Origin of the sequence: Fictibacillus halophilus (genome assembly GCF_042680145.1) — a bacterium.
GTDB classification, from domain to species: domain Bacteria; phylum Bacillota; class Bacilli; order Bacillales; family Fictibacillaceae; genus Fictibacillus; species Fictibacillus halophilus_A.
In genome coordinates, this window is sequence record NZ_JBHTNQ010000001.1 from 815,353 (window position 1) to 838,865 (window position 23,513).

At 39.1% G+C, this 23,513-nt stretch carries 21 protein-coding genes; 12 read left to right on the forward strand and 9 right to left on the reverse strand.

Annotated features, from left to right (window positions below; genetic code table 11):
* Window positions 1–13 precede the first annotated feature (13 nt).
* Window positions 14–1,765, forward strand: coding sequence for an ABC transporter substrate-binding protein (locus ACFQ4X_RS04340; protein WP_379833328.1), 1,752 nt, complete (start codon window positions 14–16; stop codon window positions 1,763–1,765).
* 52 nt (window positions 1,766–1,817) lie between these two features.
* Here the strand turns inward: ACFQ4X_RS04340 and ACFQ4X_RS04345 are convergent, their stop codons facing one another.
* The 4 genes from ACFQ4X_RS04345 to ACFQ4X_RS04360 all read right to left on the reverse strand — a co-directional run bounded on the left by ACFQ4X_RS04345 (window position 1,818) and on the right by ACFQ4X_RS04360 (window position 4,842).
* Entirely contained in the window at window positions 1,818–2,822 is a 1,005-nt protein-coding gene (locus ACFQ4X_RS04345; protein ID WP_379833329.1) for an inorganic phosphate transporter, read from the reverse strand.
* 12 nt (window positions 2,823–2,834) lie between these two features.
* Window positions 2,835–3,452 carry a DUF47 domain-containing protein gene (locus ACFQ4X_RS04350; protein WP_379833330.1) on the reverse strand — a complete coding sequence of 206 codons (618 nt, stop codon included), beginning with the start codon at window positions 3,450–3,452 and terminating at the stop codon, window positions 2,835–2,837.
* Between the two features lie 235 nt (window positions 3,453–3,687).
* Window positions 3,688–4,131 carry an NUDIX hydrolase gene (locus ACFQ4X_RS04355; RefSeq protein WP_379833331.1) on the reverse strand — a complete coding sequence of 148 codons (444 nt, stop codon included), beginning with the start codon at window positions 4,129–4,131 and terminating at the stop codon, window positions 3,688–3,690.
* Window positions 4,132–4,254: 123 nt separating this feature from the next.
* Window positions 4,255–4,842: a TetR/AcrR family transcriptional regulator gene (locus tag ACFQ4X_RS04360; RefSeq protein ID WP_379833332.1), complete on the reverse strand. Its 588-nt coding sequence runs from the start codon at window positions 4,840–4,842 to the stop codon at window positions 4,255–4,257.
* 146 nt (window positions 4,843–4,988) lie between these two features.
* Between ACFQ4X_RS04360 and ACFQ4X_RS04365 the strand changes: the two genes are divergently transcribed.
* The 3 genes from ACFQ4X_RS04365 (at window position 4,989) to ACFQ4X_RS04375 (ending at window position 8,957) form a co-directional block, all read left to right on the forward strand.
* Window positions 4,989–5,876: an ABC transporter ATP-binding protein gene (locus ACFQ4X_RS04365; protein ID WP_379833333.1), complete on the forward strand. Its 888-nt coding sequence runs from the start codon at window positions 4,989–4,991 to the stop codon at window positions 5,874–5,876.
* Window positions 5,873–6,679, forward strand: coding sequence for an ABC transporter permease (locus tag ACFQ4X_RS04370; RefSeq protein ID WP_379833334.1), 807 nt, complete (start codon window positions 5,873–5,875; stop codon window positions 6,677–6,679). The genes ACFQ4X_RS04365 and ACFQ4X_RS04370 overlap by 4 nt, the downstream gene beginning before the upstream one ends.
* A gap of 406 nt (window positions 6,680–7,085) precedes the next feature.
* Window positions 7,086–8,957, forward strand: coding sequence for a heavy metal translocating P-type ATPase (locus ACFQ4X_RS04375; RefSeq protein WP_379833335.1), 1,872 nt, complete (start codon window positions 7,086–7,088; stop codon window positions 8,955–8,957).
* A gap of 317 nt (window positions 8,958–9,274) precedes the next feature.
* Here ACFQ4X_RS04375 and ACFQ4X_RS04380 read toward each other — a convergent pair whose 3' ends face one another.
* From ACFQ4X_RS04380 to ACFQ4X_RS04395, 4 genes are all read right to left on the reverse strand, one after another.
* The gene (locus ACFQ4X_RS04380; RefSeq protein WP_379833336.1) at window positions 9,275–9,835 is read right to left on the reverse strand and encodes a YtxH domain-containing protein; all 561 of its coding nucleotides are present in this window, start codon (window positions 9,833–9,835) and stop codon (window positions 9,275–9,277) included.
* Between the two features lie 156 nt (window positions 9,836–9,991).
* Window positions 9,992–10,180: a cold-shock protein gene (locus tag ACFQ4X_RS04385; protein WP_066288434.1), complete on the reverse strand. Its 189-nt coding sequence runs from the start codon at window positions 10,178–10,180 to the stop codon at window positions 9,992–9,994.
* A 67-nt stretch (window positions 10,181–10,247) separates the two neighbouring features.
* A complete protein-coding gene (locus ACFQ4X_RS04390; RefSeq protein WP_379833337.1) occupies window positions 10,248–11,201 on the reverse strand; it encodes a helix-turn-helix transcriptional regulator in 954 nt (317 codons plus the stop codon).
* 219 nt (window positions 11,202–11,420) lie between these two features.
* Window positions 11,421–11,864, reverse strand: a complete 444-nt coding sequence (locus ACFQ4X_RS04395) for a MarR family winged helix-turn-helix transcriptional regulator (RefSeq protein WP_379833338.1) — start codon at window positions 11,862–11,864, stop codon at window positions 11,421–11,423.
* 225 nt (window positions 11,865–12,089) lie between these two features.
* Here ACFQ4X_RS04395 and ACFQ4X_RS04400 point away from each other — a divergent pair, with 225 nt between their 5' ends.
* From ACFQ4X_RS04400 to ACFQ4X_RS04425, 6 genes are all read left to right on the forward strand, one after another.
* Window positions 12,090–12,932, forward strand: a complete 843-nt coding sequence (locus ACFQ4X_RS04400; protein ID WP_379833339.1) for a DegV family protein — start codon at window positions 12,090–12,092, stop codon at window positions 12,930–12,932.
* Window positions 12,933–13,265: 333 nt separating this feature from the next.
* A complete protein-coding gene (gene gnd, locus ACFQ4X_RS04405) occupies window positions 13,266–14,162 on the forward strand; it encodes a phosphogluconate dehydrogenase (NAD(+)-dependent, decarboxylating) (protein ID WP_130296030.1) in 897 nt (298 codons plus the stop codon).
* A 569-nt stretch (window positions 14,163–14,731) separates the two neighbouring features.
* On the forward strand, window positions 14,732–15,250 hold the full coding sequence (locus tag ACFQ4X_RS04410) for an acyl-CoA thioesterase (protein WP_379833340.1): 519 nt from the start codon (window positions 14,732–14,734) through the stop codon (window positions 15,248–15,250).
* A gap of 242 nt (window positions 15,251–15,492) precedes the next feature.
* Window positions 15,493–17,172 carry a spore germination protein gene (locus ACFQ4X_RS04415; RefSeq protein WP_379833341.1) on the forward strand — a complete coding sequence of 560 codons (1,680 nt, stop codon included), beginning with the start codon at window positions 15,493–15,495 and terminating at the stop codon, window positions 17,170–17,172.
* Window positions 17,169–18,404, forward strand: a complete 1,236-nt coding sequence (locus ACFQ4X_RS04420) for a Ger(x)C family spore germination protein (RefSeq protein ID WP_379833342.1) — start codon at window positions 17,169–17,171, stop codon at window positions 18,402–18,404. Before ACFQ4X_RS04415 ends, ACFQ4X_RS04420 begins: the two co-directional genes overlap by 4 nt.
* A complete protein-coding gene (locus ACFQ4X_RS04425; protein ID WP_379833343.1) occupies window positions 18,401–19,525 on the forward strand; it encodes a GerAB/ArcD/ProY family transporter in 1,125 nt (374 codons plus the stop codon). The genes ACFQ4X_RS04420 and ACFQ4X_RS04425 overlap by 4 nt, the downstream gene beginning before the upstream one ends.
* Here the strand turns inward: ACFQ4X_RS04425 and ACFQ4X_RS04430 are convergent.
* On the reverse strand, window positions 19,494–19,724 hold the full coding sequence (locus tag ACFQ4X_RS04430; protein WP_379833344.1) for a hypothetical protein: 231 nt from the start codon (window positions 19,722–19,724) through the stop codon (window positions 19,494–19,496). The two genes, ACFQ4X_RS04425 and ACFQ4X_RS04430, sit on opposite strands and share 32 nt — an antisense overlap.
* A gap of 72 nt (window positions 19,725–19,796) precedes the next feature.
* Here ACFQ4X_RS04430 and ACFQ4X_RS04435 point away from each other — a divergent pair, with 72 nt between their 5' ends.
* Complete coding sequence (locus ACFQ4X_RS04435; protein ID WP_379833345.1) at window positions 19,797–20,429, forward strand: SOS response-associated peptidase; 633 nt, start codon at window positions 19,797–19,799, stop codon at window positions 20,427–20,429.
* Window positions 20,430–20,880: 451 nt separating this feature from the next.
* The gene (locus ACFQ4X_RS04440; RefSeq protein ID WP_379833346.1) at window positions 20,881–23,301 is read left to right on the forward strand and encodes a DUF6359 domain-containing protein; all 2,421 of its coding nucleotides are present in this window, start codon (window positions 20,881–20,883) and stop codon (window positions 23,299–23,301) included.
* Window positions 23,302–23,513: the final 212 nt, after the last annotated feature.

Genomic DNA, 23,513 nt, shown 5'->3' on the forward strand with positions numbered 1-23,513 from the left:
AGGAGGTAACCCTATGAAACTGCTGGACTATTATGTGAGTCTTCGGCTGCATCAAAAAGAAAATGACTTTACAGATACAATGAAGATAACCGTTCAGGAACTTGCTGATGTTTTGTGCTGTACGGAGCGGAATATAAAGATTCTTTTAAAGCGGATGGCGGCAGAAAACTGGCTTACTTGGCAACCGGGGAGGGGGAGAGGCAATGCTTCAACTCTTACTTTCCATAAAGATATGCGTACAGGACTTCTTGAGATTTTTCATCAAATGCTGCAGAAAGAGGACGTGAACGCGGCTATTAATCTTTTAAAAGAAAATCTTCCAGAGGATATTAAAGAAGAACTTCACCACACGCTCAACACTTATTTTGGCTATCAAGAGAAAGGACCCGAAACGACGAAAGATGTTCTGAAGATCCCGATGACACGAAAACTATCCACACTGGATCCAGCCTTTGTTTCTGTATCCTCTGAATCACACTTTGCCCGGCAGATTTATGATACGCTTCTGCAATATGATGAGAAGGAAAAAGTATTTACCGCTCATCTGGCACATGATTACGATGTATCAGCAGACGGAAGAACGATTACCTTTTACTTAAGAAAAGGCGTTATGTTCCACAATGGCAAACACATGACTTCTAAAGATGTACTTTATACCTTTCAAAGGTTAAAAGACCAGAACGCGAACTCGCCATGTCAATGGCAGACAGCACTTGTATTAGATGTTAGGTGCATTGGTCTTTATACGATCCAATTCTGCCTGAAAAGAAAAACCAGGATGTTTCTGCATTTTATGAGTTCGATCTCTATGGCTGTTCAGCCTGAAGATGAAGCGGAATTGGTCGGAACCGGCCCGTTCTCCGTCACGGACTTTCGAGATGATGTCCTCATATTAGAGGCGAATACTCATTATTTTAAAGAAAGAGCATGGCTTGACCGGATTGAGATCTGGCAGATTCCGGAGAATACAAAAGTAGATCTTCATTATGAACTGCCGGAATCGGAGAATGAACAGATTGGTGAAGCTGTAGACCTTTTGCAGATGGGCAGCAACTATATCACGTTTAACCTAAACAAAGATTCTATCGTTCATAAATGGCACTTCAGAAATGCCATCTACCATTTGTTTGATATTCATTTGATGATAAAAGAGCTAAAGAAAGACAAGCTATTAGCCGCAACAAGTCTTTTTCCAGAAAAGAGTCTTGAGAATCCACCTTCTGAAAAAACTTTGAAACAGGCTGCAGAATCCCTTCATGCATCAGGCTATAACGGTGAGATCCTTAAAGTAAGTTTTTTTGATATGAAATACAGCAATGAAGATGCAATGTGGCTTAAGAAGAGAGCAAAATCAATCGGTCTGAATCTGATGCTTCACCCTTTTCCACTCACAGAATATTATAAAGAGGAAGTGACAGCAAACTCAGATATGATTATTATGGGTGAGATGTTTGAGAACAATATTGTACTTGCTTTTATAAATTTTTTTAAACATAAAGCAAGTTTCGTTAATCGTTTTTTGGCAGGGCAAGAAGAAGAGCACATTCAGCGAATTGTCGACCTTCTCATGGACGAAGAAGATGAGGATAAACAAAAAGGTTACATGGACGAAATTGAACATTATCTGCATGAGAGGAGACTTGTTCTAAACAGTTATCATACATACAGGAAAAAGAATTTCCCGGCTAGCCTGAAGAATGTTTCCATGAACACATTCGGGTGGGCCGATTTCAGAAAGATTTGGATCAAGCCTGCTATCGAATAGCTCCATCAAATCATAAAAAAAAGAAGCTCGGTTTCCCGGCTTCTTTTCTTATCTAGAAAAATAAATTTAATACAAAATATGATAATGCGGCAAGTGTTGCTGAAATTGGTAATGTAATACACCACGTGATTAACATGGTCTTAGCAGTTCCCCATTTAACGCCTCTTAAACGATGAGAAGCACCAACACCTAGAATAGAAGATGTAATTACATGAGTTGTACTAACAGGAATCCCAAGAACTGATGCACCAAGGATTACTGAAGCACCCGTTAAATCAGCAGAAACACCGTTAACTGGACGGATCTTCATAATCTTTCCGCCAACTGTTTTGATAATCTTCCATCCACCGACTGAAGTTCCAAGTCCCATTGCAAGAGCACAGGAAACCTGTACCCATAACTGAATATCTGTACTATCTGTGTAGCCGTTCGCGATCAAAGCCATAGTAATGATACCCATCGCCTTTTGAGCATCGTTCGTTCCATGTGAATAGGCTTGGAAGGCGGCCGTTATCACTTGAACTTTTCGGAAATTATTGTTTGTTTTTGTTAAATTAGCATTTTTAAAGATACGTTTAATTGCATGATAAAATACAAATCCAACTGCAAATGCCAATATTGGAGAAAGCAATAATCCATAAATAATTTTAAGGAATCCGGAATAATGCAGAGCTTCAAAGCCCGCTGCCGCAATTGCAGCACCAGCAATTGAACCAATGATCGCATGTGATGAAGAACTTGGAATTCCGTAGTACCACGTGATCAAGTTCCATGCGATTGCCGCTATTAGAGCGGCTAAAATTACTACTGATCCGTTTTGAAGAGTAAATGGATCCACGATATCTTTCGTAATCGTTTTTGCTACACCTGTAAACGTCATAGCTCCGACAAAGTTCATGACAGCAGCCAATAGAATGGCTTTTCTAGGTGTTAGGGCTTTTGTTGAGACCGATGTTGCAATTGCGTTTGCTGTATCATGGAAACCGTTGATAAAATCAAACGCTAGTGCACCGATAACAACGAGAATAGTAAGGATTAAAATAGAATCAAATTCCATAACAAATACCCGTTACGCGTTTTTCATGATAATGGATTCTAGTGTGTTTGCAACGTTCTGGCAGCTGTCGGCGATGCCTTCAAGTACATCATACATTTCTTTGTACTTAATTACTTTGATTGGATCCGTTTCAGTTGCAAACAATTGACGCTGTGCTTCGCGATAAAGATCGTCACATTTTGATTCATAATCTTTAATCTTGATAGCATGTTCACGCATATCAAGAAGTTTTTTATCAGCAAGAAGATTTACTGTCAGCAAAATCTCATCTGCACTTAATTTAATGTTTTCAACAAACTTAACCATGTATTCATCAGGGTTTGTGATGGTGTAAATGTCAAATAGGGCAGAAGCCTGTTCGATGCCATCTAAAATATCATCCATGCTCATAGCAAGTGATAAAATGTCTTCTCTTTCAATTGGTGTAATAAATACTTTGTTCAGTTCCATGATAACGGTATGAACATAAGAATCGCCTTTTGACTCAAGTTCTTTCAAATGGTCAGCAAACTCACGCAAGTCATTTTCGTTATTGATCTTGAAGTCGTAAAAATAACCAGCAGATTCTTTAAGATTGCTCGCAATATCAGTTAGCATTACAGCAAACTTATCCTTTTTCTTTGTAAACATAAGTACCCTCCAAAAGAAATGTCTTTTATCCTTTTTCTTTAACCTTTATATAGGCAGTTATTTTTTGTCTTTTTTAACCACCCAACACATTATACAAAAAAATGAGAGTTTTTGTCGAAAAAGAATGAATTGTAATGAATAATTTACAAAACTTTTACTGGCTCATTGTTTCTTTTTACATTTCCCTAATAAAAATATTGTAAGCAGCAAAAAAAGCTTTCCTGTTGAAAGCTTCTTATAAGATCTTGTTATGAACTTGTTCTTTTATACGTTGAGCTCTTTTAATGCTTTCTTTTAAAATAGGTCCAGTGTTTATATTATTCATCACTTCGTCTGTTGTATACCAAAAAACACCTTCAACTTCGTCTTCACTTTTAGAATGTGCATCTCCACTTTCATACTCCGCTAACATAACAACATCTACTACTCTTTTTCCTGAATTCGAAATAAAAGAAGTGCTATGTACATAATGTAGTGTATCTTTTACGAACACACCTGTTTCTTCAAACACCTCGCGAATAGCAGTGCGTTCGAGTATATCTGAAGAATTCCCTTCATCTTCAACTTGTCCGCCGACAAGAGAGAGCTCTCCTGCAGCGTGCTCCTCTTTTAAACTCCTCTGGATGATGAGCCATCTATCATCTTTAAATACTGCAGCTTCAACATTAACTACAAACATTAAAAAGCCTCCTTATTTAATCATATGTTGCTGAAATCGGTAGGTAAACTCGTGGATTCGAGGCTGAAGCTCGTGGATTCAAGCCCAAATCTTGTAAATTAACCTGATGATTTCTGCGTTTGTCTATTCCTTCGGTTGTGACAATCCATAAAAGAACATTTGAAAGATATCCGAGGCTAATTTATTTCCGTTTTCTCCGGTAATCAACGATATGAGCATGTCGTTATTAAAAAGCTGGATATATACCATGATCGATTGTTCTGACAGTTCCGGATTGATTTCTCCCGTTTTCTGCGCGTCCTTGATTAATTGCATAATCATCGGGATGGCATGCGACGTTTGAAAATCCGTTAAATATGATCTTAATTCCTCGTCAACTAACATCATTTCTCTTATGACCTCAGGATGAATATTGGCTATTTGCTTCGTTTTATGAAGAATGCTTGTCTTCATTTTTTCGAGAAAAGAGATGTCTTTATCAAACAATTCTTTATGAAATTCATATTGTTCAATGGTGTAATCTTTAATAACTTCCCTGAATAAGGCTTCCTTGCTGCCAAAATGATTGTAGATAGTAACTTGCGAAACACCTGCTTCCTTAGCGATGTCTTCGATTTTAATATCTTTAACGCCTTGCTGCTGAAATAGGGTAAAAGCTGCTTTTTTAATATCTGTTTTCTTTTGTTCTTTTCGGCGTTCATATCCATTCAAAATACTTCACCTCAATAATAGGATAAAACATTTTTTGAAAAATAACAAACTTCATATTTCAAAAAGTTCTTGCTAAAATGTTTTACAAGTTATATGATAATTTTGAAATATAAGCATATAAATATTTCAAAAAGAGGGTGTATTTTATGATAAAAGTTAAAAAGCTTACTAAACGTTTTACACCTGAAAAAGGCTTGTTTGATTTGAATTTTGAAGTAAAAAAAGGTGAAGTATTTGGCTATATCGGACCGAACGGAGCAGGCAAGTCTACAACGATCCGCCATTTAATGGGCTTTATGAAACCGGATGACGGAAGTTCCAGTATCAATGATCAGGATTGCTGGACAAAATCAGCTGAAGTTCAAAAGCTGATCGGATACCTGCCCGGAGAAATTGTCTTTTTAGAAGGAATGAATGGGCTAGATTTTTTAACCCTTATGCAAAAAATGAGAAGACATAAAATGACTCAAAAAAGAGATGAGCTGATCGAGCGGTTTCAGCTGGATGTAAAAACACCTATTCGCAAAATGTCAAAAGGGATGAAGCAAAAGGTGGGAATCATTGCAGCCTTCATGCACGATCCAGAGGTACTGATCTTAGACGAACCTACTTCAGGGCTTGATCCGCTCATGCAGCGTGTATTCATTGACTTAATTTTAGAAGAAAAACAGAAGAACAAAACGATCCTGATGTCATCGCACAGCTTTCAAGAGATTGAGCGCACGTGTGATTCAGCGGGAATTATAAAAGATGGCAGGCTTGTCGCATTAGAAGATATCCATTCACTAAGAACCGTGCAAAGGCGGATATTCGAAGTGAAAGTAAAATATGAATTAGATATTGAAACCATTCATCAATCCAAACTCCAAACTGAGATTATGGGGAAAAAGACGATTCATGTAACTGTTCAGGGGAACGACCAGGAATTTATTCAATTGCTAAGCAGGTGTGAAGTGGAGCACGTTGATACGAGACCGCAGGATCTGGAAGATATCTTCATGCACTATTATGACAGAAGGGAAGTGGCGAAATGAGCTGGCCACTCTACTTTTCGATGATGAAAAGCCATGCGAAAATGCTCGGAGGCTTCATATACGGTGCAGTCGCTTATATCGTATTGATCATATGGATTTATCCTTCAATTGCTGATATGAAGGGATTTAACGACATGATTAATGCACTGCCAGAAGGAATGCGCAAGCTGATCGGCATGGAAAATGGGATCAACTCACTGGCTGATTATATTGCAGGCGAATTTTACGGTATGCTGTTTTTAATCATTCTTATGATCTATGTCATCCTAACCTCTACCCGTTTAATGGCGCGCCTAGTGGATCAAGGTTCAATGGCATATTTGCTTGCGACACCTAATTCCAGGCTTAAAGTTGCTGCTACTCAAGCTGCAGTAATCATTACGGGGCTTGGATTGATTGTTGCTTTTACAACACTAAGCGGTATTGCCGCAAGTGAATGGTTGATATCAGGTTATGAGCTTGATATTGCATCATTTATTACACTTAATGTTTTAACGTTCCTCATTTTTCTGGTGATCGCCGGATATTCTTTCTTCATTTCATCTTCGTTTAATGATGAGAAAAAGGCGCTTGGTATTTCTGCCGGGTTAACCCTGTTCTTTTATATGCTGAATATGGCCGGAAAGCTGAGTGAAGAAACGGAGTGGCTAATGAACTTTACGATATTCAAATTGTATGACCCGATTAAAATGATTAATAATGAAACGGATGCCATGTTAACCGGTTCGATGCTTGGGCTGGCTGCGATCCTTTTATTCGGTGGGAGTTTAATTGTCTTTAAGAAAAGAAATCTTCCTTTGTAGATTTAGCTTGTAGGTCATTACTAAAAGCTTGCTGTTTTTTGAATGCTTCATTGAAAGTTGGTTGGAGCGTAAGGTGCGAGACTCCAGCGGGATCAGTGGGACAGGTGAGACTCCTAATGACACTTAGTGTCAAGGAGGCTCACCGCACACCCCGCGAAAAGCGAGCTCCTGAAGCGGAAACCAACCACTTTCAGATAGCGACTTTTATTTCATTCTTTGAAATAAACAAGTATAATAAAAATAACAATTTATGTGTAACATTTATTAAAGGTCCCACATAGAATAGTAGGGCTAGGAACCGAATATTGGATAGTTTTCAGGCTGCTGTCGTTTAGACGGCAGCATTTCTGCTTTTATAAGGGTAATGAGGATGATTGTTATTATCAATACGTAGGAGGGAAGTTAAATGGAACTCTCTGCACGGACTCAGCTTATACTTGCTACCACGGCCGGATTTTTAATTCTATCCGCCTGGCTGGTCGAAACGTATACCCAGTCACCATTCTTTGTACTGTTCTATATACTGGCTTTTATTGTTGGAGGTTATGCAAAGGCAGTTGAAGGCATACAAGGAAGTATCGAGGAAAAGCAGCTGAATGTTGAACTATTAATGATGTTTGCAGCGATTGGATCGGCTGCCATTGGCTATTGGGGAGAAGGAGCTGTCCTCATACTGATTTTTGCATATTCTGGTGCGCTCGAAAGTTACACGCTTCAAAAAAGCGATAAAGAAATCAAGTCACTGATTTCCCTACAGCCTGAAGAAGCATGGCTTATCTCAGGAGATAAAGAATCTCGGGTAAATGCATCCAGTCTAGAACCTGGTAATGTGATTAAAGTAAAACCTGGAGAAAGAATTCCAGCAGATGGCGTCGTGCTGAAGGGAAAGTCATTTGTTAACGAATCAGCTTTAACAGGTGAATCATTTGCAAAAGAGATTGAGCCCTCATCAGAAGTATTGGCGGGTACACTAAATCAAACAGGACTTCTCGAGATTTCCGTAACGAAGCATATGAAAGATTCAGTTTTTCAAAGAATGATTGACCTTGTAAACAGGGCTCAGAGCGAAGCACCACCGGTTCAGAGGAAGATAGAAGAATTTGAAGCGAAATATGTTTTATTTGTACTACTAGCTGCAGCATTAACGGTGCTAGTACCTGGTTCGACGGGAATATGGAGTTATTCAGAATCGTTATACCGAGCGTGTGTGTTATTGGTTGTAGCATCACCATGTGCACTTGTTGCCTCGACTATGCCGGCATTGCTGGCTTCACTTTCAAATGCAGCCAAGCAAGGGATTCTTTTTAAAAGCGGTGTGTTCCTTGAGAAGCTAAGTATGGTTAACGTGATTGCATTTGATAAAACAGGAACTCTTACAGAAGGTAATCCATCCGTGACGGCGGTAAAGTACGTCCATCCTTCAATAAAAGAAGAAATCTTGATCCCGATCATTTATACGATAGAAAAAAACAGTACTCATCCATTAGCAAAAGCGATATTAAACAAATTAGAACCGGACTATAAGGATAACGAGAAAGAAATCATTTCATATGAAGATATCCCAGGCTTAGGTGTTAAGGCGGAAGCTGCAGGTATTCATTGGAAGATCGGCAGCAGGGAACTGACAGGTATAAATGATAAAAAAGAGTCAAAGTTAATCGCGGATCTAACGGAAAATAATGAAGTTACTGGTCAGACGGTGGTATATGTCACCGCTGATGATGAACTTGCGGCGTACTTTTTAATAGGGGATACCGTTCGCGATGAGACAATTGATGCTATTGAGGCTCTGAAACAAAAGCAAATATTAACTCTGATGTTAACTGGTGATTCCAAACGCGGAGCCGAAATGATAGGAAGGCTCGCAAAAGTAGATGAAGTGGGCTACTCCTGCATGCCTGAAGATAAAGTGAATACGGTCATGAGATGGAAAGAGCGCTCGGCTGTAGTGGCTATGATCGGTGATGGTGTGAACGATGCTCCTGCTCTGGCAGTTGCGGATGTCGGTGTCGCGATGGGAATGGGAAGTGACGCCGCGATTGAAACAGCAGATGTTGTTCTAGTGAAGAATGATCTTAGCAAGTTGTTATATGCCATGAGTTTATCAGAGCGGTTATCAAAAATCGTTAAACAGAACATTGTATTTTCGATTGGTGTCATACTATTCTTGCTGTTTGCAAATTACTTTCAGGTTCTGACACTGCCTTTTGGGGTGATTGGACATGAAGGGAGTACAATACTTGTCATTTTAAACGGGCTCAGGTTATTGAAAGGATAGATCTTTTAGAATGCTGTTTTGGTAATCTTTTATGCCCTTGAAAGTAATTGATTTCCGTTTCAGGGTGCTCGCTTTCCACGGGGCGTGCGGTGAGCCCACTCGTCGCCTTGCGACATTGAATGGTCTCACCTGTCCCGCTGATCCCGTAGGAGTCTCACACCTTCCACTCCTATCAACTAGTCGAAGAAGCATAGTACAAAAAAACTATTTATTAAAAGCAACAACCTATCAAAAATGGGCCTTGAGGTATGAACCATTAGGAAAGAGCTTAAAACATAAGAAAAAAGCCGGACATCGCGTCCGGCTTTTTATTTACATCAAAATTTATTATTTATATCACTTTGTTTCTTCTCATAGGAAGTGGAGTCTGTTCCTGTCATTGTACGGGGTTTTACTACAGCTGTTGTTTTTGTTGAAGATTGAGTACTGTATCCGTCTCTTTCAGCTTCCTTTTTTGCTTCATCGATCGCTGTTTTTGTTTCGCTCTTAGCTTCTTTAACCGTATTTTTTGCTTCCTGCAGCTTTTGTCGGGCAGAAACTGACATGCTGCTTGATTTGTCTTTCATAGATTCAACAGCATCTTTTGCGTCCATCTGGCCTAGCTTAGCTTTTAGCATCGTTTCGTCTTTCTTTTGCATTGTACGCTCTTTAAGTTTGATAGAAGTGTCACGCAAATCGTTTCTGAACTCATTACCTTTCTTTGGTGCATATAAAAGTGCTGCAGCAGCACCTACTAAACTCCCGACTACAAGTCCAGTTGTAAAACCTGATCCAGAACCTTTTTTGTTATCATAAGTTTCACGTGTTTGGAAATCGGAATGTGTAAATACCGGCTCCGCTGTTGTAGTATGTGTTGTGTGTGTATTTTCGTTATGCATAATCAATTCCTCCTTTTTTGCTTGTATATAAATCGTACCCGGATGTTTTATAAGTTAAACACTTTAAGCTTAAATGTATAAGAGATTGAAGGGATTTGTCCAAATAAGGGAATAGAAAAAGCCGGGCTATACCCGGCAGGTTTTCTATTTATTTCATTAGCTTTTGAGTTCAGGAAGCATTCGGATTTCCTCATTCATTGCTGATTTACAAATGGGGCATTGAGGTTCTTTTTGCAAAGAAAAGTCAGCGCGCATCCAGCATGAGCAACCGTCACTCGAACATGCCCAAACCTTCGTTTCTACGTCTGGAATCGGCTCTGCAGGTTGTTTTGAAAAAAAAGCCATAGATATCCCCCTTTTCTGTTCTACTTATAGTATACGCCTAAAAGAGGAAAAATATGTATCAATTTGATTACATATTTAAAATAAGTTCATTTTTTGCTGAGATTTCTTTCGCCCAGCGAGCGTGAATCGCCTTTATTTCATCGGGTGAATGAATGGTTATATCTGATTTTAATAACCACAAATAGTCTGCTATTTTATTTATGTGATTCAATAAAACACGACCCTTTAGCATGATGGTGCCATCTTCAAGTTTAACGATAAACTGCTTAAGGAATGGATGTGAGATGCAGTAATCCGTTTTTTCAGGTGCAATTTCAGCAACAAGCTCTAAATAGGAACGCGGAGTAATCTTTGCTGCCCAGTTATGGATTGTAATATCAGTAAAGTCTTTTATATCCATTGGTTCATAATTAATCACAGCTTGGTGGATATCTGAAAGGTTAAATACATGAAAATCTGTCAGTGAGTAGCAATAGGCTGGACAGAACCACTCTCCATTTTCATTGTAGATACCTATAGGCTGGATGTTGCAATATGTCTTGGAATCTTGTATATGATAAAGAACAGTAACGATTTTTTGTTTTATTGCAGCTTCAAGCATTACTGGTGCATGCAAACTTTGCTCGGGAATGGGAAGTTGAACAGAAAGGCGTTTTTGAACGTGCTCCCAGTTATCTTTAGCATCTGCTGGCAAGTATTGAAGAAGTTTATTAGAGACAGATCTGCTTTGAATTTGAAAGGGGAAACTTTCTGCCTCATATGAGTGAAGACCATATAATATTGCAGAAGCCTCCATCTCAGTAAATCCGATAGGCGGAAGAATCCGATCGTTTTCAATCCGGTATCCGCCATGTGGACCAAACTCAGAAATGATCGGCAATCCCATCTCCATAAGTCTTATTAGATCACGCTGTATGGTACGGGTAGAAACTTGAAATTCTACCGCTAATTCTTTTAAGGTAAATTGTTTTTTAGTATTAATAGAAAGTAATAGTCTCTCTAATCTTTTTATCTTTGACATGTTTGACCCCTATTTGTTGTATTCAAACTTTTGTACTACTCGGTTGTATTTTATATCGTACATAATTACTGAATTGTTAGTGTTTCACCGAATAAAGTCGAAATAATAGCTTGAAAACAAAATAACACGTTATCCATTTCAGATAACGTGTTAAGTGTATAGTATGAAAAGTAGTAAGACTAAGCTGCGATTATTGGTTGGGGCAGGGTGTTCGAAGTATTAGTTTTTTACGATGGAAGAAAGATGTTCGATACATTCAACCATGTCAGCCAGCTGTTTATCCGTAAGCTGTGACATGTATTTTGATAAAACACCATTTCTTTTTTCCTGAATCATCTCGAATGCATCTAAACCAGCTTGATTCAGATGAACATAGACGATTCTTCGATCTAATTCCGAACGATACCGGTCAACTAATCCTCTTTTAACAAGTCTGTCAATGATGACGGTAGTAGCACTTGCACGAACTTTCATAGCGTCGGCAATTTCAGAAACGGTCCACTTTTCACGAGTAGAAAGTGTTTTCAAAATTTGAAACTGAGTAGAGGTAATCTCTTCTTCTTCCCAAATTTCGGGTTTTAACACGTCCATGATTTCTACAAAAGCCTTCTCTATACGCTCTACTTCTATTAAAACATTTCTACTATCTGCTACCACTTTCACAGTACTGCCTCCTTAGCTTACATTACTCCTATTTTAATATAAATTTCCGATAAGTTCCATTAATATGTAGTATAAAGTATCTAGTTCCCAATGTGTATCTCTGCGCTAGTATTTAAACTATTGAAATATAGATTTAATTTAGCAATAAAAATATATTCCTGTCATAAAAGAGGAATTCTTTCATGAATATCTAATAGAAAAAGAGAGAAAAAAGGGGGAAGAAAGATGGCACGTATTGCTTGGATTACAGACAGTACAAGCTGTATTACACAGGAAGAAGCGAAGCAGCTTGGCATACATATTATACCAGTATCGGTTATTATGGAAGAAGAGGTATACAAGGATGGTGTTGACATTACACCAGATGAATTTTATACAAAATTGGAAACAATTACCGAACTTCCGAAAACAAGCCAGCCAACTGTTGGTGAGTTTTCTGATTTCTATGAAGTGCTTAAGCACGATTATGACTGTGGAATCGCTGTACACGTATCAGAGAAATTCAGTGGTACGATTAACGGATCCAGGCTTGGAGCAGATATGGCAGATTTCCCTGTACATATCGTAGATTCGAAAATCACTTCTGAAGCTATGAAACAGCTTGTTTTAAAAGGAAAACGATTAGAAGAAGAAGGACTTGCTCCAGAAGAAATCGCTTCACGAATGAGAGAATCTGCAGATCACGTTAAAGGATATGTGTGCATCGGAAGTTTAGAGCAGCTGAGACGTGGAGGCAGATTATCTGGTGCAAGTTTCTTGGTTGGAAACCTCCTGCAGATCAAACCTATCCTGACATTTGATGATGGATCACTTGTACCTTTTGAAAAAATAAGAACACTAAAAAAAGCAGAGTCGCGTGTACTTGCTCTGTTTGATGAGGCAGCAGCACGAACATCTGTAAATGGAGTAAGTGTCATTTATAGCGGTTCATCTGAAAAAGCAGAAGATTGGCTGCACCTTTTAAAAGAAAAATATCCAGACATAACGATTAACCTGGGACAGCTGAGTCCCGCGATCGGAGTACACGTGGGAGCAGGCACTCTTGGCATCCTATGGTTTGAGGATTAAGATTAATCAACAAAAGGCAGAAGAACAAAAACTGCAAAAGTGTAAAAAGTAACAGGGGACAGACCCGGGTCTGTCCCCTGTTACTTTTTTAAGATTTTTCACTGACTGTTGCGATGATTATGTGGACAAACGCGATTCTATTAGGCAAAACCCTGAGAGTAATCAGATTCCTTGTAAAATAGAGAAAACACCCGTAAAACATGATTAAATAATTGTTTTTTTGATCATTTTTCGATAAGGTAGTAGACAGTGTTGCAAGTAAAGGTTAAGAGCCTTTATTTTGTGGAATAATACCAAAAAGTACGAAATACATAAAATGGAGTGATAAGAACAATGGAAATCGGATTAATCGGCCTAGGTAAAATGGGCTTTAATATGGCATTGAACATGAACGATAAAGGCTATACCGTTATCGCTACTGATGTTAACAAAGACACAGTTAAAGAGATTTCTGAACAAGGGGTTAAAGGAGTAGAATCAGTAGAAGAGCTCGCGAACTCATTCTCAGGGAGAAAGGCTGTCATTCTTCTTGTACCGGCAGGTGAAATTGTTGACCAAGTAATCAACGAGCTTAAACCGCACCTTACAGAAGGGGATATTATTGTTGATGCTGGGAACTCCATGTACAAGCATACACTGCGCCGTTACGAAGAGTTAAAGGCTGATGGTATTCACTTTGTTGATGTTGGTACTAGCGGCGGAACAGATGGAGCTCGCTACGGTCTTTGCGCGATGATGGGCGGAGATGATGATGCAGTAAATTATCTTGCTCCACTCTATGAAAAAATTTGCGTTGAAAAAGGTTTCTTAATAACAGGCCGCGCTGGTTCTGGCCATTTCTTAAAGATGGTTCATAACGGTATTGAGTACGGTATGATGCAAGCGATCGGTGAAGGATTTGAAATCCTGGACAAGAGTGATTTTGATTATGATTATGAGGCTGTTTCGAGAGTATGGAACAACGGATCTGTTATCCGAAGCTGGCTCATTGAATTGATGGAGAATGCGTTCAGCAAACAGCCTAACCTGGAAGATATCCGCGGTGTTATGAACTCATCGGGTGAAGGGATCTGGACAATTGAAGCTGCACTTGATTATCAGGCATCAGCTCCTGTTATCGCACTTTCACAATTCATGCGCTTCCGTTCATTAGAAGATGACACGTTCCACGGTAAAGTAGTTGCTGCACTGCGTAATGAGTTCGGCGGACATGCTGTTGTGAAAAAATAGTCTTTTGTTTAACGCTCTATTCTAAAAGATTGTTGCATCTGAGAGATTTCGTGGAAACTTCTTCATTGAATAGTTAATTGGAGCGAAAGGACGAGACTCCTGCAGGATGAGTGGGACAGGTGAGACCACTCAATGTCGCGAGGCGACGAGGGGGCTCACCGCACACCCTGCGGAAAGCGAGTTCTGTAGCGGAAATTAACCTCTTACAAAGCAACAAAGTTTACGAATACAACATTGTTTAAGGACCTCTGTGCCCAGGAAAAAAAGCAGAGGTCTTTTACTATTTTTAATTAAGGCTTTTCTCTCTAAAAGATTGTATTTTTGAATAATTTTTTGAAATGCCTTCATTGATAAGTTGATTGGAGTGTAAGGTGCGAGACTCCTGCGGGATCAGCGTGACAGGTGAGACCCCTGAAGGCTTGATTAGCCTAGGGAGCTCACCGCACGCCCCGCGGAAAGCGAAGCATCCTGAAACGGAAATCAACCACTTTCAAGAGCAACAAAGTTTGCGTAAACAGACTTAATAATCATATACTATCAATGACCTGAATGGGATAGGAGTTTAGATTATGGAAAAGAAATATGTACGCGAGTCACGAACAGTTAAATCTTCAGTTGTTCTGCCACCTGATTTAAACAATCATGGAACGCTCTTTGGCGGCAAGCTTATGGCTTATATTGATGATGTTGCTGCCATTTCTGCGATTCGTCATGCACGCAAACATGTTGTTACAGCCTCTACTGATTCAGTGGACTTTCTACAACCAATTAAAGAAGGTTATTCCGTTTGCTTAGAATCGTTCGTGACTTGGACGAAAACCACTTCGATGGAGGTTTTCGTGAAAGTCATCGCAGAGAACCTATTAACTGGAGATCGTAAAGTGTGCGCCGTTTCTTTTTTAACGTTTGTAGCCATGGGAGAGGATGGAAAGCCTACACCTGTGCCAAAAGTCATACCTGAAACAGAAGAAGAGAAATGGCTGCATGAACATGCACCAGAACGAGCGATTGCAAGAAAAAAACGCCGTGAAGAAAGCAAAAAGTTAGCAAAAGAATTCGGTGTAAAAAAGCCATGGGATTCAATTTGAGCATAAAGATATATTTTTAAAAATTATAGATGTTAAGATTCGCAAAATGAAAATAAGGTGATATAATAAAGTTAACCTTTTTCCAGCCAGGGATACAGAACCCTGGCATTAATCTTGTTAATTGTTTTAAGCCCCTAATTTGTTGAAAAAAACGAATTAGGGGCTTTTTTGTGCTGTAAATTTACATAACCAATGACCGTTCCGCAAATGATAAGAAAAGATTGAAAAAAAGGCGGATGGTTATGCGGAATAGAAGAAAACGCCCAATTATCAAAACCCACAAAAAACTATCTGATATGATTGCGGATAAAAAAGCCGGCGAAAGTTCTTCTCTTCAAACGATGTCAGGTTCTATAGAAGGTCAAAATGGTGAATCCAATGATCAGCAGCAACCAGTGAAAGAAGGAGAATTGAGCCCAGCCTTACATATCAATGTTGATAGAATTAAAACCCGTCTTGGCAATCCGACGGATCTCATTATCCGGGAATTTGAATTCGAACTCGAACAAAAAGTAACAGCAACTCTCATATTTCTGGAAGAAATGAACGATACACAGCTCTTAAGTGAATTTATATTGGAACCATTGATGAGTCTTACATCTGAAAAACAATCATCTCCCGTTCCCGTAAATCATGCACTTCATTACATTAAGCAGAATGCACTTGCTTTAGGCAGAGTTCTTGATATCGAAACTGAAGAAGAAATGCTCGAAGCCTTGCTTGCTGGATTAAGTGTCCTCTTAGTCGAAGGTAATACGAAAGGCCTTAAGATGGGGACTAACGGCGGAAAAATGAGGAACATTGAAGAGCCGACATCTGAAGTTGTCATTCGCGGTCCGAAAGAAGCATTCACGGAATCAATGAAAACAAACATTTCATTAATCCGAAGAAAAGTAAGATCTCCAGATTTGCGTATTGAAAAGTTTATAGTCGGTGATATCACTAGAACAGATTTAGCGATTATATATATGGATAACATCGTAAATCCTCTGATAGTAGAGGAGATAAAAGAAAGGATTGCACAGGTAAAAACGGATGGCCTACTTGAAACTGGCCAGCTCGAAGAATTCATACAAGACGAGACTTTTACTGTTTTCCCGCAATTGATGAGTACAGAAAGACCTGATGTGGTTATCGGAAATATTTTAGAAGGACGGGTAGGCATTATTGTAAACGGAACACCATTTTCCCTTATCGCACCTACGCAATTTATTCAGTTCTTTCAATCATCCGAAGACTATTACATGAGATATGACATCAGTACTTTTTTGAGACTGCTTCGGTTTTCCGTTTTTATTATTTCATTAATCGCTCCATCCATTTATATCGCACTTACAACTTTTCATCAGGCAATGATTCCTACTACATTGCTTTTTGGGATCGCTGCTCAGCGTGAAGGCGTCCCTTTTCCAGCTATAGCGGAGGCACTAGTTATGGAGATTACTTTTGAGATATTACGTGAGGCAGGTATAAGGATGCCCCGAGCAGTTGGTGTAGCCGTATCGATCGTAGGTGCACTTGTATTAGGGCAGGCAGCTGTTCAGGCGGGACTGGTATCACCTGCTATGGTTATCGTTGTTGGAATTACAGCTGTTGCAAGTTTTGCGATTCCTTCATTTGCTGTCGCAACATCAGCCCGTTTACTCCGGTTTCCTTTGATGATTATCTCTTCTGTGTTTGGATTCTATGGGTTAACTCTTGCGCTAATCGTAATCGTTGCTCATTTAACGAGTCTGCGATCATTCGGAATTCCATACTTAAGTCCGTTTGCACCGATACAAATACAGGACTTAAAGGACAGCTTATTCCGTTTTCCAATCACTCACTTATTTAAGCGGCCAAAAAAACTGGCAAAAAAAAATACAACCCGTACTCTGCCTTATCCAGTTAAGAAAAAGAGAGAGGAGGAAACAACAAGATGAGTTTCTTGAAATGTTTCATTCCTCTTTCCCTATGTCTTCTCTTGCTGACAGGGTGCTGGGATCAGAATGAGCTAGACGAGCTTTCAATCGTGATGGGAATCGGGATCAATATAGATAAAAAAGGGAATCTGATCGTCACTTATCAGGTAGTGAACCCAACCGAAGTTGCACCTGGGGTTTCCGGTGGAGGCGGCGGAAAACAGCCTGTATTTACGGTTTATGAAACAAAAGGAAAGAATTTGATGGAAGCAACAAGAAAAGCTACTAAACAAACTTCACGCCGTCTATTTTTTGCACATGCCCGCATGCTTGTATTTAGCGAGAAACTAGCGAAAGAAAATATTTATGAAGCACTTGATATGATGTCGCGCGATCCGGAAGTACGATCTACGATACAGGTTCTGATTGCAAGAAATACAACACCTTCTAAAATATTAAGAACGTTTACGGCTATAGATAAAGTGACTTCAGATGAAGTGGCTGCAATCTTAAGAATATCTGAAAAAACCTGGGGAGAAAATGTTCAGCAGGATATAAATGAAATTCTTCAATCTATTATCAATGAAGGCGGAGAGCCTTTAATTAACGGGATTGAAATTACGGGTGATAAAGAGCTCGCCGTTACAGCTAAGAACTATGAAGTAGGAGATCCCGCGAGAGTAAAAGTCTCAGGGATGGGTGTTTTTAAAAAAGGTAAATTAAAAGGATGGCTCGATGGACCTGAAGCAAGAGGCATTCTCTGGTTAAGAGGAAAAATCGCAAGCTCCGTTGTAACAGTGCCTTGCAATGGCAATAAAAAAGGGTATGCGATTGAAGTTGTCCGTTCCAATACCGAACTCTCAGCTTCCGCCAAAGGAGATGTTCCGACAATAAATGTTGAGGTTTTTCCTGAGGCGAATATCGCGGAAACAAATTGCCCGGTAAATCTTGAAAAGCCATCTGAAATATTTAAAATTGAAAAAATGTTCAACAATGTGATTGAAAAAGAAATAACAAAAACAATAAAGTCTGCACAAGATTTCAACAGTGATGTAATAGGATTTGGTGAACTGCTATACCGGGAAAACCCTAAAATGTGGAATAGCGTTTATAAAAAGAACTATAATCGGATTTTTCCTGAGATCCAGGTCAAAGTTAAAGTGGACTCGCGGATCAGAAGGTCAGGAATTCGAACTTCTCCATTTTTATTTGAGAAAAATCAAGAGAATAAGGAGGAGGTTGAATCCTCATGAAAACGTATAAGATCGATCTTCAGCAGTATTTTATTCTTATCGTATTGTTTGAACTTGGGAGCGCCATTCTTGTCGGTCTAGGCATGAATGCTGGCAGAGATGCATGGATTGCTATATTGTTTGGTATGTTTGTAGGCATGATTTTGTTTGTAGGATACTTCTTCCTGTATAAACAATTTCCTGAAATGTCCTTGACCCAATATTTACAAGTGCTATTCGGGAAGTACTTAGGGAAGTTTTTTGGATTTTGCTATATGCTGTACTTTTTGTACCTTGCGTCCAGAGTGTTGCGTGACTTCGGAAGTTTGCTTCTGTCAGCTGTTTTTGTACAAACACCAATTATCGTAGTGAACACCTTAATGATTGCAACGGTCGTGTATGTTTTAAAGCTTGGATTTGAGGTCCTGGTACGGACAGGAGAAATATTTTTTGGCTTGGTTGCATTGGTAGGGATTACATTGGCGGTATTGGTATTATCGGCAGATCTGATGGAATACAACTACTTGCTTCCTATTTTTGGAGGTGGAGTTATGCCTGTATTAAAAGCAGCTTTCCCTGTAACACCGACCTTTCCGTTCGGAGAGATGGTAGTTTTTACAATGCTGCTCCCATATATAAAAGTGAAAAACAAAAATAAGGCTTTGAAGGTAGGTTTATTAGGGATGGGAGTGAGCGGTGTGGTATTAAGTACAACGATCGCAATGGATATTGCAGTTCTAGGCGGACACGTCGCAACCCATGTTTACTTCCCTCTTTTAGCAGCAGTAGCGAAGATCAATCTCGGAGAATTTATTCAGAGACTTGATGCATTAGTTGTATTTACATTAATTATCGGTGGATTTTTCAAGGTTGCTGTCTTCTTATATGTATCTGTAAAAGCCGCGCAGGATGTATTTGGAGTTAAGGAAGAAACCACGATCATCGGACCGATAGGAGTTGTAGTCATTTTATCTTCAATTGCGATTGCATCTAATTATGTAGAACATATTAATGAAGGATTGAATGTTGTGCCTCATTTTATACACATTCCCTTTCAGGTTGTTTTACCTGCAATCTTTATTATTGTATTCTTAATTAGAAAAAAGCAGCTTAAGCATTTTGCTTCTTCTTCATCCAGCTAGACCACATGAATGTAAGAATTGGAAGAATGAGCAATACGATCACCAGGAAAAATTCGACTTTATCCACATATTTAAAAAATGAAAAAAATGATCGTTTTAGGACGGATAAAGGCGGTGTGCCCATAAACCAGTCAATGCCAATTAATACCGCAATCATTGCAGTAAGTGTTATTAAATAGATGGATACAGGGTTTTTCATTTCTATCGCCTCCTGAAGAATAGTTTTTACAGTATTCTTCCGCTTATCCATCATTAAAAGGGAGTGGGGAAAATGTGCGGCAGGTACTTTCTATATTATGACAAGGATTTTATCATTGATGCTTTTAATATAATAAATGAATTCGATTATGAAGACCGATTTAACATTGCTCCCAGTCAGGATGTGCTTGCTATTGTAAAAGGCAGCACAGGTAATCGGGCAGGGTATATGAAATGGGGGCTTATCCCGAAGTGGGCGAATGACCCTAAGATCGGCAACAAACTGATCAATGCCAGAAGTGAAACAATCGAAGAAAAGCCAAGCTTTAAAGAATCTTTCTATCAAAAAAGATGCCTGATCCCTGCAAGCGGCTTTTACGAATGGGTAAAAGAAGACAATAAAAAACAGCCTTATCAGTTTACATTGGAAGATAACCAGCCTTTTGCTTTTGCAGGAATCTTGTCCAGGTGGAATCAAGGTCCAGCTGGTGCGGGTGTTGAAAAAATAACGTGTTCGATATTAACAAAGGAATCAAATTCGTTTATGGGGACCTATCATCACAGGATGCCAGTTATGCTGAGACGAGAAGAAGGAGAACTCTGGCTAGAACGCAGAACAGACAAAGACATACTCCTGGCAATGCTCAGTGAAAATAACCCTGAACTTTCAGCAGAACCTGTTACAAGAGATTTAAATACGAGATAATACCGGCTTTTTAAGGCAAAACCAGCTTTAGGGATGCCGGTTTTTTTGATCTTTTCTAAATGATTGTTGCAACTGAGAGGATTTATCGGAATTCTTCATTGAATAGTTAATTGCAGCGAAAGGACGAGACTCCTGCAGGATGAGTGGGACAGGTGAGACCACTCAATGTCGCGAGGCGACGAGGGGGCTCACCGCACACCCTGCGGAAAGCGAGTCCTGTAGTGGAAATTAACCTCTTACTAGTGTAACAAAAATTGCGAACATAGATTTTGTATGTAAAAGTCCCGAAATCGGGATAGTGTTTTTGGTAAAACAGAACTATATTGTAAATTCTTTGTAAGTCTTTCTAACTGTTTTAACATAAAACTAACAATTGAACCGACAAACTTGTGTTATATTTTTCATGGATTTACTAAGTTTTACATAATAAAACATAGGCAGGTGGACGGTTGTGTTAAAAAGAAAGACGAAAAAACTCACAAATATAAGTATCATCTTTGCTATGGTAATCAGTTTAATATTACCTATGCAGCAAGCATCAGCCGCTGAAGTTTTGACGGTTAGCGAAGCAATAGTGAAGCAAGATAAGTCAACACAAATAGTGGAGGGTTATATAGTTGGGATTGTCAAAGGTACAAATAGTTATCAATTTGAAGGACCTTTTACAACAGCTACAAATTTAGCCCTTGCTGATTCACCAGATGAAAGAGATCCAAAAAAGATACTACCTGTTCAATTACCACAAAATGCAGTTAGAACAGCATTGAACTTGGTTGACCATCCAGAAAATTCAGGAAAAAAAGTTCAAATCAAAGGTACTGTTGAAGCTTACTTTTCTGTTCCGGGATTAAAAAATGCAAGTGAATATCAATTTGTAGACGGAACTCCTCCTGAACCACAAGTAGAAGATGTTAAGTCTTCAGTTGAAGGACAAGTTGTTTCTAAAGGAACTCAAGTAACACTTTCAACTTCAACACCTGATGCAGCAATCTATTACACAGTAGATGGGTCAAATCCAACTGCGGACAGCACGCTATACACTGCACCAATTACGATTAATGAAGATGTAACAATAAAAGCAATAGCTGTAAAAGACGGATTGAAAGACAGCAGCATTGCTGAATTTAAATATCAAGTAGCACTTTCAGGACTTCGCATTCATGATATCCAAGGTGCCGGTCACAATTCTCCAGTTGCAAATAAAGTAGTTGAAGGTGTAGAAGGCATCGTTACAAAAGTGGTAGATGACAGGAACTTCTACATGCAAGATTTAGAGCCAGATAACGATTCTAATACATCCGAAGGAATTCTTGTATATAAGCCGGATCATGAGCAAACAGAAGGCAATGTCGTTTCTGTAAATGGTCAAGTTAAAGAATGGGTGCTAGAAGGTTACTCTGACAAATTAAGAACAGATCTTGCAATGACTGAAATTAATGCTGATAAAGGTCTGGTAGCAACAGTCGAAGAAGGACACGTACTCCCTGAGTCTATCGTGATCGGCATGTTCGGCCTGCAGCAGCCGACAAAAATTATTGATAATGATAACTTTGAAGAATTCGATCCAAATGAAGACGGTATCGATTTTTATGAAAGTTTAGAAGGTATGCTTGTAGAAATTAATAATCCTGCTGTTATTGCGCCGCAAAAATATGGTGAACTTGTTGTTCTTCCAGATCGCGGAGAATACAGCAGACTTAATTCTGCTGGCGGGTTAAACATTACTGAATTTGATTACAATCCTGAACGTATTTTCGTAGATATGGGCAATGAAGATTTTGTTGCCAAATCAGGTGATTATTTTGAAGGTGCTATTACTGGTGTAGTAAGCTATGGCTTTAGCAACTATAAAGTATTAACGGATGTGGAAGACCTTCCAGCGTTTGTTGAAGGCAACACAGAACGAGAAATCACTCGTATTCACGAAAAACATAAAGAACTAACAATTGCGAGCTTTAACGTTGAGAATTTTTCAGCCAATGAAAATGGAACTTCAGATGAAAAAGTTATGAGAATAGCTGAATCAATCGTTCACAACCTAAAGTCTCCTGATATAGTAGGTCTTGTCGAAATGCAAGATGGGAACGGTTCTACAAATGATGGGACTACTGATGCAAAAGAAAGCGCTGACCGTTTAATAGCTGAAATTGCGGCTCAAGGCGGACCAGAATATGTTTACACAGATATTGCTCCTGAAAACAATCAAGACGGCGGACAGCCAGGTGGTAACATTCGTGTAGGATTCATCTACAATCCAGAACGTGTTTCACTTACAGAGGGAACAAAAGGAACGGCAACAGAAGCTGTAGAATATAAGGATGGGAAACTTACACTTAATCCCGGACGCATTGATCCAACCAATGAAGCTTTTGAAGACAGCCGCAAGCCGGTAGCAGCTCAGTTTGAGTTTAACGGTGAGAGTGTAATTGTTGTTGCTAACCACTTTAACTCTAAAGGCGGAGACCAGCCTTTATTCGGTAAGAACCAGCCTCCTGTTTTAGGAAGTGAGGTTCAGCGTAAAGAAATCTCAGCAATCGTAAACGGTTTTGTTAAGGATGTAAAAGAAGAGGATAAGAATGCAAAAGTAGTTCTTGTTGGAGACTTCAACGATTTTGAATTCACAGAATCACTTGAAATATTAAAAGGGAATGAGCTTACTAATATGGTTGAGAAAGTGCCGTTTAATGAGCGCTTCACATACTCATACCAGGGTAACGCACAAGTTCTGGATCATATTTTAGTAACCAACAACATGGCGAAGAAAACAAAGGTTGATATTGTTCATATCAATTCACAGTTCATGGAAGAACATGGACGTGCAAGTGACCATGATCCAGTACTGATTCAGGTAAAATTGGATAAAGTTAAATAATCCCTTACAAAAACTGACCGAAATGGCAACGGAACATGCCTTTAGGTCAGTTTTTTCATGATTTTGAGCGGGAATAAAGGTGGTTTGAGCGTACATTAAATAGTTTGAGCGAAACCAAAGGGTATTTGAGCGTAACTAAGGGTGACTTGAGCGCAGGTACGAAATTCTGAGCGTACGTGTAATAAATAAAAGAACACGTACCGTAAAATTCA

What these genes read in the sequence shown, in the direction of transcription:
- ACFQ4X_RS04435 (WP_379833345.1), top strand. Translation starts at nt 19,797, where the DNA reads ATGTGCGGCAGGTACTTTCTATATTATGACAAGGATTTTATCATTGAT.
- ACFQ4X_RS04425 (WP_379833343.1), top strand. Translation starts at nt 18,401, where the DNA reads ATGAAAACGTATAAGATCGATCTTCAGCAGTATTTTATTCTTATCGTA.
- ACFQ4X_RS04345 (WP_379833329.1), bottom strand. Translation starts at nt 2,822, where the DNA reads ATGGAATTTGATTCTATTTTAATCCTTACTATTCTCGTTGTTATCGGT.
- ACFQ4X_RS04410 (WP_379833340.1), top strand. Translation starts at nt 14,732, where the DNA reads ATGGAAAAGAAATATGTACGCGAGTCACGAACAGTTAAATCTTCAGTT.
- ACFQ4X_RS04350 (WP_379833330.1), bottom strand. Translation starts at nt 3,452, where the DNA reads ATGTTTACAAAGAAAAAGGATAAGTTTGCTGTAATGCTAACTGATATT.
- ACFQ4X_RS04420 (WP_379833342.1), top strand. Translation starts at nt 17,169, where the DNA reads ATGAGTTTCTTGAAATGTTTCATTCCTCTTTCCCTATGTCTTCTCTTG.
- ACFQ4X_RS04430 (WP_379833344.1), bottom strand. Translation starts at nt 19,724, where the DNA reads ATGAAAAACCCTGTATCCATCTATTTAATAACACTTACTGCAATGATT.
- gnd (WP_130296030.1), top strand. Translation starts at nt 13,266, where the DNA reads ATGGAAATCGGATTAATCGGCCTAGGTAAAATGGGCTTTAATATGGCA.
- ACFQ4X_RS04340 (WP_379833328.1), top strand. Translation starts at nt 14, where the DNA reads ATGAAACTGCTGGACTATTATGTGAGTCTTCGGCTGCATCAAAAAGAA.
- ACFQ4X_RS04415 (WP_379833341.1), top strand. Translation starts at nt 15,493, where the DNA reads ATGCGGAATAGAAGAAAACGCCCAATTATCAAAACCCACAAAAAACTA.
- ACFQ4X_RS04390 (WP_379833337.1), bottom strand. Translation starts at nt 11,201, where the DNA reads ATGTCAAAGATAAAAAGATTAGAGAGACTATTACTTTCTATTAATACT.
- ACFQ4X_RS04380 (WP_379833336.1), bottom strand. Translation starts at nt 9,835, where the DNA reads ATGCATAACGAAAATACACACACAACACATACTACAACAGCGGAGCCG.
- ACFQ4X_RS04375 (WP_379833335.1), top strand. Translation starts at nt 7,086, where the DNA reads ATGGAACTCTCTGCACGGACTCAGCTTATACTTGCTACCACGGCCGGA.
- ACFQ4X_RS04385 (WP_066288434.1), bottom strand. Translation starts at nt 10,180, where the DNA reads ATGGCTTTTTTTTCAAAACAACCTGCAGAGCCGATTCCAGACGTAGAA.
- ACFQ4X_RS04370 (WP_379833334.1), top strand. Translation starts at nt 5,873, where the DNA reads ATGAGCTGGCCACTCTACTTTTCGATGATGAAAAGCCATGCGAAAATG.
- ACFQ4X_RS04400 (WP_379833339.1), top strand. Translation starts at nt 12,090, where the DNA reads ATGGCACGTATTGCTTGGATTACAGACAGTACAAGCTGTATTACACAG.
- ACFQ4X_RS04365 (WP_379833333.1), top strand. Translation starts at nt 4,989, where the DNA reads ATGATAAAAGTTAAAAAGCTTACTAAACGTTTTACACCTGAAAAAGGC.
- ACFQ4X_RS04355 (WP_379833331.1), bottom strand. Translation starts at nt 4,131, where the DNA reads ATGTTTGTAGTTAATGTTGAAGCTGCAGTATTTAAAGATGATAGATGG.